The 12,993-nt window shown below is 47.2% G+C and carries 11 protein-coding genes; 5 read left to right on the top strand and 6 right to left on the bottom strand.

The window, feature by feature from the left end:
- The first annotated feature begins 20 nt into the window (after positions 1-20).
- The 3 genes from R3B84_09645 to R3B84_09635 all read left to right on the top strand — a co-directional run bounded on the left by R3B84_09645 (position 21) and on the right by R3B84_09635 (position 3,764).
- On the top strand, positions 21-1,460 hold the full coding sequence (locus R3B84_09645) for a carbohydrate porin (GenBank protein ID MEZ6140822.1): 1,440 nt from the start codon (positions 21-23) through the stop codon (positions 1,458-1,460).
- An 81-nt stretch (positions 1,461-1,541) separates the two neighbouring features.
- Positions 1,542-2,411 (top strand): hypothetical protein, encoded by an 870-nt coding sequence (locus tag R3B84_09640; protein ID MEZ6140821.1) that lies wholly within the window; start codon positions 1,542-1,544, stop codon positions 2,409-2,411.
- A 105-nt stretch (positions 2,412-2,516) separates the two neighbouring features.
- Positions 2,517-3,764 (top strand): hypothetical protein, encoded by a 1,248-nt coding sequence (locus R3B84_09635; GenBank protein MEZ6140820.1) that lies wholly within the window; start codon positions 2,517-2,519, stop codon positions 3,762-3,764.
- An 8-nt stretch (positions 3,765-3,772) separates the two neighbouring features.
- On the opposite strand, the gene R3B84_09630 is transcribed toward R3B84_09635, so the two are convergent.
- From R3B84_09630 to aroF, 6 genes are all read right to left on the bottom strand, one after another.
- On the bottom strand, positions 3,773-4,699 hold the full coding sequence (locus R3B84_09630) for an HAD family hydrolase (GenBank protein MEZ6140819.1): 927 nt from the start codon (positions 4,697-4,699) through the stop codon (positions 3,773-3,775).
- A gap of 83 nt (positions 4,700-4,782) precedes the next feature.
- Positions 4,783-5,727, bottom strand: coding sequence for a formylglycine-generating enzyme family protein (locus R3B84_09625; GenBank protein ID MEZ6140818.1), 945 nt, complete (start codon positions 5,725-5,727; stop codon positions 4,783-4,785).
- A gap of 220 nt (positions 5,728-5,947) precedes the next feature.
- On the bottom strand, positions 5,948-7,705 hold the full coding sequence (locus R3B84_09620) for an arylsulfatase (protein MEZ6140817.1): 1,758 nt from the start codon (positions 7,703-7,705) through the stop codon (positions 5,948-5,950).
- 150 nt (positions 7,706-7,855) lie between these two features.
- Complete coding sequence (locus R3B84_09615) at positions 7,856-9,448, bottom strand: protein kinase (GenBank protein ID MEZ6140816.1); 1,593 nt, start codon at positions 9,446-9,448, stop codon at positions 7,856-7,858.
- A 117-nt stretch (positions 9,449-9,565) separates the two neighbouring features.
- Positions 9,566-9,865 (bottom strand): hypothetical protein, encoded by a 300-nt coding sequence (locus R3B84_09610; protein ID MEZ6140815.1) that lies wholly within the window; start codon positions 9,863-9,865, stop codon positions 9,566-9,568.
- A gap of 52 nt (positions 9,866-9,917) precedes the next feature.
- A complete protein-coding gene (gene aroF / locus R3B84_09605) occupies positions 9,918-10,946 on the bottom strand; it encodes a 3-deoxy-7-phosphoheptulonate synthase (protein MEZ6140814.1) in 1,029 nt (342 codons plus the stop codon).
- 151 nt (positions 10,947-11,097) lie between these two features.
- On the opposite strand from aroF, the gene xylA reads away from it, so the two are divergent.
- Together xylA and R3B84_09595 are read left to right on the top strand one after the other, a co-directional pair.
- Positions 11,098-12,411: a xylose isomerase gene (gene xylA / locus R3B84_09600; protein ID MEZ6140813.1), complete on the top strand. Its 1,314-nt coding sequence runs from the start codon at positions 11,098-11,100 to the stop codon at positions 12,409-12,411.
- A 68-nt stretch (positions 12,412-12,479) separates the two neighbouring features.
- Positions 12,480-12,851 (top strand): rhodanese-like domain-containing protein, encoded by a 372-nt coding sequence (locus tag R3B84_09595; protein MEZ6140812.1) that lies wholly within the window; start codon positions 12,480-12,482, stop codon positions 12,849-12,851.
- Positions 12,852-12,993: the final 142 nt, after the last annotated feature.

The following is a 12,993-nucleotide window of genomic DNA, read 5'->3' as shown; positions in this document are numbered from 1 at the left end:
ACCAGTTCGATTAGTTCTAGGTGGGAGTGGTCATGTTTGCTCACAGATGGTCGATCGTTCGTTATACAGCCATCGTAATCAATTTATCCGTTTGCTTTGTCGTTTCTGCTCAGCCCCCGGTCAATACACCCGCAGATGTACAGCAAATGCCACGTATCACTCTGGAACCCGAATCGAACAAGGAACAAGTACTCCCGCTGCCTCCGACAGAAACTACTGAATTACCAGCAGAAAATCCGTACATAGGCGAATTGTTCAATCGTTCAAGATTGACAGGAGACTGGTGGGGCCAACGGTCGGCATTGGCTGATCAAGGCCTGACATTTGATCTGTTTGCAACACAGTTTTACCAGGGAATCACGAGTGGAGGTCAGGAGCAGACTTGGGAATATGGTGGCAAACTAGACTACTTGTTTAATGTAGATGCCGGGAAATTGGGCATCATGCAAGGATTGTTTATCAATCTGCATGGTGAAACCAGATATGGTCGATCAATCAACGAGATCGATGGCTTGCTGGCTCCCGGTAATATCCCATTAAACTTTCCCGAAGCAGATGAAAACATCACTTCACTAACAGGATTCAAAATTACTCAGGCACTGTCTGAAAATTTTGCCCTCTATCTTGGGAAAATCAACACACTGGATGAATACCCTCTGCGGTACAGCCCGGGGCTTGGCACCAACAAGCCCGGTTTAGAAGGATTCATGAATACCAGTCTGGTATTTAATCCTATCGCAGCACGAACTATTCCATATTCGACAGCAGCTGTAGGTGCAGCGATATTAAGTGAAGGTGAGCCTTTGTTTACTTTTACTGTGTTCGATCCTGAAGAACGAGCAACGAAAGGATTTGAAAACATCTATGAAACGGGAGTTGTCCTGGTTCCCGATTTAATCCTGCGAGGCAAACCTTTTGGTTTACCTGCGATATTAAATATCGGAGGTACCTGGAGTAATGCGGAATACCGCTCGTTTGATCCTGCTGCTTATTTGCGAGTGATTAATCAGGTACTGAGAGGAAATCCAGCCGCAAATGCCACCCCGCCTGTCGAAGATGGCTCCTGGTCAGTATATACGAACTTTTATCAGTCATTATGGATGGATCCCTGTGATGAAAAACGAACTTGGGGTGTATTCGGTCAGTTCGGTATATCCGATGGAAACCCGAATCCAATTCGCTTTGTTGCGAATGGCGGGATTGGTGGAAGAAGCATGCTACCTGGAAGAACACTGGACACATTTGGCATAGGTTATTTCTATCTTGGCCTTAGCAATAACGCGAAAGCACTTGCAAGACCATTCAATCCACAACAGGATGAATACGGGGTGGAAGTATTCTATAACTATGCGATTACACCTTGGGCAAGGTTGACATTCGATATCGAAATCGCAAGACCGAGTACAGTAGGGCTGGGTACAACTGTAATCCCAGGAATTCGGTTTCAGATGCTATTCTAATCACATTCTAAAATCAGATTAACCTGTACAGATCCCACAACCGATACAGATAGTATGCAATAGCTGTATTTCGGAGTTATCATGTCGAAAGTACTATACATAGCGCTGGGCTTACAGCTTGTGATAATCAGTGCTACACTGGCACAGGAAAATTTTGTCCCCTTACTGCCTATCGAATCTGGTGTTAGCGAACCTCGTCCGTTGCTTGTCGATCAGCCCAGTGAGGCCGAATCGATACTGAATAACGCCGCCACGGGTGCACTGGCACCGCCGGCATCTCAATCAAATGCAAACCAAGGTAATGGTGGTAACGATAACGGCACAAATCCTGCCCAGAATGCTACTACCTTTATTCTCAGTAATGAGTATTACTATCTCCAGGGCGGAAATCAGATTAATACCACCTATGCACGGTTAGAATATCCCTGGTATGATAAGCGAGGTGCATTACTGTTTGAAATCCCTTTTGTTTATTATGACTTTACTGCTTCCTCCCCAGCTCTGCCTCAAATTGGGGGGCTAGGAGACATCAGGATCCAAACTAGTTTTAATACCTGGACATCTGATGATAAGAAAATAACAGTAATCAATCTATTTGAAGCGTTTCTGCCAACGGCTGATAATGCAATCGCAGCACGAGGTCAGACAGGAAATACGATTACCGCTTTTAACCTTGGAACAGGGAAGTATGTTCTTGGCCCTGGGATTGGATTGGTTTATGCGATTAGTCCAAATGCGATTATCGCTCCATTATATTTTATGAAGCATCAGTATTTGGGAATGATCTGCGACCGAAAATCAGCCGTGGGAAATTCAGATTCTTTGGTATGTATGCATGGGAAAGCGGCTTATATGTTTTGCCAGAACTGCAAATTCTTACTAACTTCCTCAACGGTGACAATGATATTTATGTGGCACCGGAAATTGGCTATAGCAGAAAAGGGACAGTGATTTATGTCAAACCTGGTGTAGGTATTGCTCCTGATTTGAATAATCGTGAGTGGGGTTTTGAATGCGGGTTCCGCATTCAGTATTGATTGTTAACGAGGAAGGGTAATGAAGCGCCTTTTTGTGGTTTGTATGGCTCTATTGGCAATCATTCCCTGTGGCTGCGCACTGGGACCCAAGGCTGTTGAAGCTACTCATGGTCGTTATGCAGAAGCATTGCTGCGCGTTGATGAAGAGCAACTCCTCAGAAATATTGTGCGTTTAAGGTATTCTGAAAGTCCTCGCAATATCGATGTATCAAACATTGCTGCTCAATATGAAATGAATTACAGTGGTGGTTACAATCCTTTCTTCAGCACAGAAAGTGTTGGTGGTGCACTACAAACTTCTACAGCAACTCTTCCAAGCTTTTCTATTGGTGGTTCAAATCGCCCGACAATTACATATCGTCCTGACGATGATGGCATGGCGATTCGACGATTATTAACTCCAGCGAATACCGAAACGCTTCTCTATTTCATTCAATCTGGATGGCAACTTTCTACCGTCCTGCGATTGTGGGTCGATCAATTGAATGGAGTTCCGAACGGTACGCGGATCAGCGGTCCTGGGGCGGGACAAATTGTGGATTCCGGTCGATTTAACCGTGCAGTTGATCTGTTGCAGGCAGCAGCAGATGCCCAAATGATCGTCACAAAGTTTGAAAAACGCTATGAAGAAATTGGTGGAGGGATTCCCAAAGAATCGATTACTGCAGCAGCGAATATTGAAGCTGTCAAGAATGGGCTGGAATATGCTCCAAGGGGTGATGGAAGATTGTGGGGTCTTGTACGGCCAGAGAGACAGATCGTGCTTGAAATAGTTCCAGGGACAGAAAAACATCCTATTTTTACGGAATTGAGCAGTATACTGAATTTAAAGCCAGGATTGTCCAGGTACGAAATCGATACTGTTAAAAATGGCGTTACTGATCCGGCAGTAAGGTCTTCAGAGCCAGCAAAAGTCTTGAAATGGAATACACGTTCACCGCTTCAGGTCTACTATTTTCTCACAAATGCTGTCGCTGTACCCCCGGAACATCTTGCTGCTGGTCTGGTGCCCAAAACTGCTCAAGAAGATTCGAATCCGCAACTCACTGCTGGTCTGCTGCAAGTTCAATCTTGTTGTGGAAAGAAAAGACCCGAAAATGCATACATCGCAATCGAATACCGCGGTTACTGGTATTACATCGTTGATAGTGATCTGACAAGCAAGACCACATTTATGCTGATGCTGCAAATGTGGCGTCTTGATCTCAAGCGGGATATACCGGGAGGTGGGGGAGCACCAGCACTGACGCTGACAGTAGGCCGTTAGATACAGGCTCATTTTTCAAATGGAAATACACGCTTCCATTCTTTTTTCATGTCCACCACCAGCCAGCTTTGCTTCGGAGCATCTGCAAGCGCATCGACAAGTTTGCCACTGCTCGCTGGTTTGGCATCATATGCATATTCACGCTCGGCATCCGTATGATGGATAATCACCCCCAAACTAAGCCGCGGATTGCCGATCGTCGTGTATTCCATCATTGCTTTATCGCCATCGCTATTACCGATGCAGATCACTGGCCGCCTGCCAATGTGCTGGTGGATCCCAACTGGTTTCCCTTCTTTATCATCAATAAAAAAGTGGTCCAGTGTTTTGAGAAGTACTGGTTTCCCATCCCGAAATTCAAAGCGTGTACGTGCATTTGAACCAATGACCTGTTCTGGAGGAATCCCATATACCCGTTCACTCCAGACACGCATAAAATCTGCACCTCCACCAGAGACAATGAATGTCTTGAAGTTGTTTGCCCGCAGATAGGTCAATACTTCCAGCATTGGTTGATAGACACATTCGTAGTATGGCTTTTTAAACTTCGGGTGTTTTGTTTTGGAAATCCACTCAGCGACACTTGTATTAAATTCTGTTGTTGTCATTCCCGAGTGAGTTAACGCCATCACGCGCAGGAGGCCTTTGTGGCTATCTGCAAGAAGTGCAGGTAAATCGCCACTTAAAGCAGCTTTGACCGCATCATCATCTTTCAAGGCTGGCTTTTTCATCACCTGTACTTTCAAGTTATCCAGCGCATAGGCAAGTTGAAAAGGGATCGGATTTTCAGGCCACAAGGTGCCATCATTATCAAAAACTGCAATGCGTTCTGAAACTGGAATGTAGTTAATTGAGCCTTTGGTTGTTGTTTTTGTAACGTATTCCACTATCGCATTTTTCGATCCACCTGTGTTCCAGGATGGCAAAATTGTCAATGGTTTTGTTTCCTGCGATGATGCAGTTGACACAACAAACAGGTTGAAGCATACCAAAAACATCGCAGATCGGAACAAATTGATCATTTTATCTTCGCCCAGTCGGATAGAGAAATTACACAGCGAAAACCCAGATGAGACATGCCAGTATCAATCGATGTGCCCCGACGTGCGGCAGGGCGATAACTTTCACAGTACGATACGTGACACAGAAATGAGCCTCCACGAGTGACACGTTTGGGAACCAAGGGTTCTCTGGGATCCCAGTAGCTTGCTGGTCCAGTGGGGTTGACTGTTGTGCCCTGGCGATTCACATATGCATCTGCACGATACCAGTCTGAGCACCATTCCCAAACGTTGCCCGCGGTGTCGTAAAGCCCATATCCGTTCGCAGGATAACTTTTTACTGGAGCAGTCCGATCCCAACCATCGACCTTGAGATTGTTGTGTGGAAAGTCGCCCTGCCAGATATTTGCTTTGTCCGCTGTGCTGTCATTGGGGTATTCGTCTCCCCAGCCGAAACGTTTGCCCTCTAAACCACCTCGAGCGGCATATTCCCATTCTGCCTCAGTCGGTAATCGTTTGCCAGCCCATGTTGCGTATGCGTTTGCATCATCCCATGAGACATGAACCACGGGGTGTAATTCTCTTCCCATAATCGTGCTATCCGGACCTTCTGGGTGTTTCCAACAGGCACCTGGGACCCACTGCCACCATCTGGCAACATTATCTGTGGGGATAGCGGTAGTGGGTGGGGAAAAAACTAATGAGCCAGGTACAAGTTGATCATCGGGTGGTTTTGGTGTATTGGGAGGCAATTGCTTGCTCATCTCCTCCCAGTTCGGTTTTTTTTCTGCAGTGGTAATGTAGCCAGTAGAATCTACGAATTTCTGAAATTGAGCATTCGTAACTTCCGTTTCATCCATATAGAATGCAGCAATTTGAACTTTGTGAGCTGGTTGTTCGTTTTTATTGGTGGATTCGTCAGCCTGCCCCATCAGGAATTCACCAGGGGGAATTAGAACCATATTTTCGGGTGGTTGTTGATTTGCATTTTTCGTGATTAAGTAAGTAACACAAAATGCAATTGCTGCTAATCCGAAATAGAAAAGCCAGTAAAGCCACTTGTTACTTGATTGAGTATTTCCAGTGCGTGATCCCGTATTATTATTCGGTTGACTTTTCCTGGACATGTAACAAGTTGCTCACTGAAAAAATGGAAAACAAATTGTGATAGCTTGGAATAGACTATTTACTTCCACCGCTTTCCAATAGTTTCTTCATTACGCCTTCCAGGTTGAAGCTATCTGCTTTCTGTCTCGGTGGATAATCCTTGAAAGTCTTCAGAAATTCGCCCACGTATGCCTGTGCTGGAACGAGCAAGAAAGCGCGGTCCATTAACCAATCGTAATAAGTGTTGGATGTCACATCAGCCCGTTCGTACGGATCAAGACGTAAATTATAGATTTTTGGTACTCTTAAGCTCGTAAATGGTTCCGCCCAGACTCTCAGCGTTCCAGTTGCACGCTGTTCCATAAAGACGAGTTTCCAATTGTCATATCGTAGTCCAGTCACTTGTTGTTCATCAGTGCAATAGATAAAAGATTCCCGCGGTGATTTTTCAACTTCTCCGGTGAGATAAGGTAGCATGTTGTACCCGTCGAGATGAACTTTGTAAACCATCTCGCCGATCTGATGGCCTTTGAGCAGTTTCTGTGTTACATCACTGTCGCCAGCAATCGCCAGAAGAGTGGGTAACCAATCCAAATGAGATACGATCTCGTTTGCGATGCTACCTGGTTTGATTTTGCCTGGCCACTTTACCATACAGGGAACTCGATAGGCACCTTCCCAGTTGGAGTTCTTTTCATTTCGAAATGGTGTCATTGCAGAGTCTGGCCATGAATTCATGTGTGGGCCGTTGTCCGTACTGTACATCACAAAAGTATTGTCCGCGACACCTGTATCATCAAGTGCTTTCAAAACGCTACCAACATTCTTGTCGTGGTCGATCATTACATCAGCATACTCACTCATCCAGCGACCAGCCTGTCCTTTGCTTTCAGGTTTCGGGTGCGTGCGGAAGTGCATATGAGTAAAGTTTACCCAAACAAAGAAAGGTTTGCCTGCACTGGCCTGTCGTTTGATGAAATCAGCTGCACGCTCTGCGATATCATCATCGATTGTTTCCATTCGCTTCTTGGTCAGGGGGCCAGTATCCTTGATAGTTTGTTTTCCGATTTTGCCAAAACGAGGATCCACAGTCTCATCATCTTTGTCTGATGCCTTACAGTCGAGTACGCCGCGTGGTCCAAATTTTGCACGGAACGCAGGATCTTTGGGGTAGTCAACATTTTCTGGTTCTTCTTCAGCATTCAGATGGTAAAGGTTGCCATAAAATTCGTCCATTCCATGCATCGTTGGAAGGTACTCATTGCGGTCACCCAAGTGATTTTTACCGAAGTGTCCCGTTGCGTAACCATGTTCTTTCAGCAACAGAGGAATAGTTGGGTCTTCTTTTTGCATACCTGCCTTGGCACCTGGCAGACCTACTTTGGTCAAACCAGTCCGCATTCCATGCTGTCCTGTAATGAACGAGGCACGACCAGCGGTGCAGCTTTGCTCACCATAGTAATCGGTGAAGATCATCCCTTCTTTGGCAACACGGTCAATATTCGGAGTTTTTACCCCCATTAACCCCATTGTGTAGGCACTGATGTTCGATTGGCCGATGTCATCACCCCAGATGATGCAAATATTTGGTTTCTTGCCATCTTTTTGAAGATTGGTGGACACTTTCTGATTATGTGCTGCAATCAGGGCCAATTCGGCAGGGTTAATTCCCGCTTCACAGTTTGGTTTCACTGCAGCTGATGATGGAGCAGTTGCCGATAGGTTAGAAGCTGATGCAGTTGGTTCGACACTGAATCGACCCGAAGCTGCTAACCAGCCGACGGCAGCACCAATTGCTACCAGGGTAAGAGAAAATAACTTGGAACGGTTCATGAAAGTAATCTCAGATGGGTAGGGAGCTCAAATATAACCGAATTGTAATTCTTACAATATTCTTGTACCAAGTCCAGAAAAAACCCATGAAATCTGCATGCTGGAATCAGATTCACTGAAATCACATAAATAATGTGGCTTTGGGTGAAATTACGAAAAGAACTTGGTGAACAGGAAGTACCCAACGACACAAATGGCCATGACAATTACGGCTTCCAAAAGAATCCGAACCGTTGTGTTCTTCAGCAGGCCACCCCGGTTAGGTGCGGGATCGTTGGAGTTGCCAGCACTTCGTTGTTGCAGGCGGGGGTCTCCCACCTGTGGGATCTGAGGGTTGCGTGGTGATGTGCTCGTTTGAGCCATCTTTTCTGTTTCATTCACTGGCCGTGTGGGGTTTGGCACTGGCGGATTCGCAGCAGACCCTAATGGTGAACGCCCAGGTGGTTCAAAGTAGGCAGGTTGAATGTTTGATGAAGATCCTGTAGCTGTGGCAGCAGGTGGGGCCATCGACCCACTTCCTGGTCGGCGTAATCCAGAAGAGGAACCGGGTTTGCTCATCGAACCGGATCGTTGCATTAATTCTGCACGTAAAATAGCGGAATCCTGGCGGAAGCTGTAAGAGCCGGTTTGTGCACCACCATGGGAGGAAATCTGTTCCCGAGCTGCCGGACTGAGCAGTGGCATCTCATCTTCGGGTGGTGGGGCTACTGGTTCCTGCACAAAAGGCAGCAGTGCTTCGTACACTTCCAATGGAGTCTGATAGCGTTCCTCGACAGACTTTGCCATCATTTTCTTCAAAACAGCTTCCATTTCCACCGGTATTTCGGGGCGCAATTCCCGAACTGGTTTCGGTTCTCTCGTCTGGTGGGCGATCAATTTTTGCGAAATGGAACCTTCCGGGAAGGGGGGTTGTCCAGTCAGAATGAAGTAAAAAGTCGCACCCAGCGAATAAATATCCGCACGGATATCGACATCGTGGCTATTCACTGTCTGTTCTGGTGCAACATAGTCTGCGGTACCAAGAACACTTTTTTCGTCGTATTTCTTGGTCAGCATGTCATCGTCGCTGTGGTAGAACCGTGCCAGTCCCATGTCCAGAATTTTTGAAATTCCGTAGCGGTCTACTAGAATGTTTCCGGGTTTGATATCTCGGTGAATCACCCCCACGTGGTAGGCATGGTCCAAACCCTGCACCGACTGCCAGATATAATGGGCACTGCGGGTGGGGTCGAGGTAGCCACGTTTCTTAACAATTTCTAATAAACTGGAGCCATCCACATATTCCATGACTAGAAAGTGTAAGTTGCCGTCCTGGTCAATATCGTGGGTGCGGACGATATTCGGATGATCAAGTGCGGCTGCGGCACGTGCTTCGCGATAAAATCGGCCCAAAGCGGCAGGCTCTTCTGCTTTTGCAGGAGGGAGAACCTTAATCGCAACCCGTCTTCTCATATACATATGTTCACATAAGAAAACCTGGCCCATCCCACCAAAACCAATCCGTTCCATCAATTTGTACTTGCCGATGGTGAAACCACGCCATTTGCCTAACAGGAATTGTTCGGCCTGAAAATAGGTCAATAGACCGTCACGCACCATCGCACCTGCCAACTTCCGCACATCGTTGGGTAATTGCCCCAGTGATTGCAATTGAGAAAGGTAAAGCGACAAACGCGATTCGTCTATCATTCCGCTCTTGCGGATCAAGCCTAACAAATCTTCGATATTTGCAGGAGTTGGCATTGCTAAATCGGCCTAATCTTGTTCAGTAGTGTCGAGTCCACAGTAGCATAGAACGCTTCCGCTTCCGCTACAACCCAATTATATGCTGATACAGGAAAATTCGAACGGAAAACGTGGTCAAGCGACCATTGATTGCAAAATGCCAGTGACTTGCTGCATGCGATCCTGAAGTTTCTGATCCGCATTACCCCACACAACAACACTAATTGCATCTGTGGTGCGACGCACCGTGAGCATGCCATCGTCGCACGAAAAACGGATTTCTACCCAGTTTTCAGGTGGGAGTTCGTCTGGAAATGCAGGCATCCGATCAATCATCCTCATCGCGTAAGGAATACCAGCAGTGGCCAGTGATTCCACAAATTTCTCCCAGATTAACTTTGAGGTGTCGCCAGAAATTGTTTTTTCGAGACCCATAGATAGCTCCTGGGCTATATAAATCAAATGTTATTTTGCGTGCTGCAGTCACTTACGCACGTGGTGCGTCACTGGTCACGTTGAACATTGTTGCCAATTTGCGAATATTGTCCATTAATTCTACATATTGTGGTGGCAACAGGGCTTGCGGACCATCAGAAAGAGCCTTTTCTGGACAATCATGTACTTCAACGTGTACCCCATCGGCGCCGGCAGCAATCGACGCCAACGATAATGCCGGAATCAAATCTGGCCGCCCAGTGGCATGGCTGGGATCGACAATGATGGGTAAGTGGCTCAAACCTTTGACGTTTGGGACCGCAGCCATGTCCAGCATGTTGCGGGTGGAATCTTCAAAACTTCGTACGCCACGTTCGCACAGTACAACCTGCGAGTTGCCGCCAGCAAGGATGTATTCTGCGGACATCAGTAAATCCTTGACTGTGGCACTCATCCCACGTTTCAGGAGGACAGGTTTGCGGGTCTGGCCGATCTCTTTCAACAGGTCGAAATTCTGCATGTTTCTGGCACCCAGTTGAAACATGTCTGCGTATTTTTCGACGAGGCCGACCTGGCGTGGGTCCATCACTTCAGTAACGGTGGCCATACCATGTTTCTGCCCAACATCCTGCAGAATTTTCAGGCCGTCTTCACCCATTCCCTGGAAACTGTAGGGGCTGGTGCGTGGTTTGAAGGCACCGCCACGCAGAATATTGGCACCTGCGCGGGCAACTTCACCAGCAATTCGATCTAATCCTTCTGCTGACTCAATGGCACACGGGCCAGCGATCATGGCCAGGTGTCCCCCACCAATCCGCACGTGTCCCACCGTGACGACGGTGGGTTCATTGCGAAAATCGCGGCTAGCAAGCTTGAATGGTTTTAAGACTGTCAGAACTTGCTCCACACCGGGCAGGGCAGACATCGTCTCCGCCTGCGGTTTCCGTTCATCACCAATCACCCCAATGATGGTGCGTTCCTGGCCTTCCGATACGTGGGGGGTGTAGCCCAGCGAGCTGATGTGGGAAAGAATGTGCTCGATTTGTTCTTTTGTTGCCCCAGGTCGAATCACCAAAATCATGAAAAAATCCCATTAACAATTAAGATCGTTATCTTACGAAAATAAACTCGCATTTGCTCAATTCTCAAATGCCAATTCAGACGCCGATACGGTCATATAACAGCTTCAAGTAAGTGAAAATCGTTCAAACTCTCTCACAACAGGACGCACAATGTCTTTTTTTCCGGATGTACCAAAAATCGCCTTCGAAGGCCCTCACAGCACCAATCCGCTGGCTTATCGCCATTACAATCCCGATGAAATCGTCGAAGGAAAGACGATGCGGGATCATTTACGTTTCGCCGTATGTTACTGGCACACATTCCGTGGGACGGGATCAGATCCGTTTGGCCCAGGAACTGCCTTGCGACCCTGGGAAGATGGCACCGATAGTGTTGATATGGCATTAAAGCGGGTGGATGTGGCGTTCGAGTTTATGGAAAAGCTGGGCGTACCTTACTACTGCTTCCACGACCGAGATGTGGCACCAGAAGGGAAAAATCTGGCCGAAACCAATGCTATTTTTGACAAAGTCATCGAAAAATTAAAAGATTCTCAGAATAAAACTGGCATCAAGCTCTTGTGGGGCACGGCGAACCTGTTCAGCAACCCACGATTCATGCACGGTGCAGCAACAAGTTGTAATGCCGATGTGTTTGCTTATTCGGCAGCACAGGTGAAAAAAGCATTGGAAGCCACCCACTATCTTGGTGGGGAAAATTACGTTTTCTGGGGTGGGCGTGAAGGTTACGTCAATCTGATGAACACCGATTTGAAGCGTGAACTGGACCATTTGGCGAAGTTTTTTCACCTGGCAGTCGATTACAAGCAGAAAATCGGCTTTGGTGGGCAATTTCTGATTGAACCGAAGCCACACGAGCCAACCTCCCACCAGTACGACTTCGATTGTGCCAATTCGACCGCATTTTTGAAGAATTACGGTCTGGATAAACATTTCAAATTTAATGTGGAAACCAACCACGCCACATTGGCGAAGCACACCATGTATCACGAGCTGCGCTATGCCAGTGCGCTGGGTATGCTGGGCAGCATCGATGCGAACCGTGGTGACCCTCTGCTGGGCTGGGATACCGATCAGTTCCCCACCGATCTGTATCTGACCACCCAGGTGATGCTGGTTGTGCTGGAGCAGGGTGGCCTGGGCAGTGGCGGCCTGAACTTCGATGCCAAAGTTCGTCGTGAAAGTTTTGAACCGGTGGATCTGTTTCATGCACACATCGGTTCTATGGATGCATTTGCGTATGGACTGAAAACAGCCGCCGCGATTCGGAAGGACGGTCTTTTTGATGAGTTTGTGAAAAATCGCTATGCCACGTGGGATGAAGGGATCGGTGCCAGCATCGAAGCAGGTAAAGAATCGTTCGAGTCGCTGGAAAAATACATGCTGCAAAAAGGTAACCCAACGGCCAATCAGTCGGGTAGACAGGAGTATCTGGAAAATCTTTTCAATCGCTACATTGGCTAAGTGCTTTCCAGATAAGTAGTTATGTAAATCGAACTGATGGTTTTTGATTGTTCACAGGAGGAAATGAAATGGGGAAGCAACACGCACCCGGATTTTTGAAGATCGTGCAGGATGCCAAAACACGCGTGCAGGAGTGTACCATCGAAGAATATCTGAAAAAATTAGAAAACGGTGAGAAGCCACTTTTGGTGGATGTGAGGGAAGAGAGTGAATTTGCTGCCGGCCATATCCCAGGGGCGATTCATCTGGGGAAAGGGGTGATCGAACGGGATGTGGAAACGAAAATTCCCGATCTGGATACCCCACTGGTGCTGTATTGTGGGGGTGGCTTTCGATCTGCCCTTGCTGCAGATAACCTACAGAAAATGGGTTACACCAACGTGATCAGCATGGATGGTGGCTGGCGTGGCTGGACAGAACGTCAACTTCCCACCGAGTAAAGTGTTTTCCCGAACCAATCAATTTCTGGGTCGGAATCTGTGATCCGATTCTTTAAGCCAGTTCGGTCGTAACAGTTGTGCCCTTCATGTCGTTTGAGATCGGCGATTCAGGACACAACGATGATGCGATGGCATCGAGTAC

The sequence above is a fragment of the Zavarzinella sp. genome (assembly GCA_041399155.1).
Taxonomy (GTDB): Bacteria; Planctomycetota; Planctomycetia; order Gemmatales; family Gemmataceae; genus JAWKTI01.
This window is presented reverse-complemented; position numbering and strand designations above follow the sequence as displayed.

Excerpts from the sequence above, each read along its gene's own strand:
- R3B84_09640 (MEZ6140821.1), top strand. The coding sequence starts at position 1,542 with ATGTCGAAAGTACTATACATAGCGCTGGGCTTACAGCTTGTGATAATC.
- R3B84_09635 (MEZ6140820.1), top strand. The coding sequence starts at position 2,517 with ATGAAGCGCCTTTTTGTGGTTTGTATGGCTCTATTGGCAATCATTCCC.
- R3B84_09625 (MEZ6140818.1), bottom strand. The coding sequence starts at position 5,727 with ATGGTTCTAATTCCCCCTGGTGAATTCCTGATGGGGCAGGCTGACGAA.
- R3B84_09620 (MEZ6140817.1), bottom strand. The coding sequence starts at position 7,705 with ATGAACCGTTCCAAGTTATTTTCTCTTACCCTGGTAGCAATTGGTGCT.
- R3B84_09615 (MEZ6140816.1), bottom strand. The coding sequence starts at position 9,448 with ATGCCAACTCCTGCAAATATCGAAGATTTGTTAGGCTTGATCCGCAAG.
- R3B84_09610 (MEZ6140815.1), bottom strand. The coding sequence starts at position 9,865 with ATGGGTCTCGAAAAAACAATTTCTGGCGACACCTCAAAGTTAATCTGG.
- aroF (MEZ6140814.1), bottom strand. The coding sequence starts at position 10,946 with ATGATTTTGGTGATTCGACCTGGGGCAACAAAAGAACAAATCGAGCAC.
- xylA (MEZ6140813.1), top strand. The coding sequence starts at position 11,098 with ATGTCTTTTTTTCCGGATGTACCAAAAATCGCCTTCGAAGGCCCTCAC.
- R3B84_09595 (MEZ6140812.1), top strand. The coding sequence starts at position 12,480 with ATGGGGAAGCAACACGCACCCGGATTTTTGAAGATCGTGCAGGATGCC.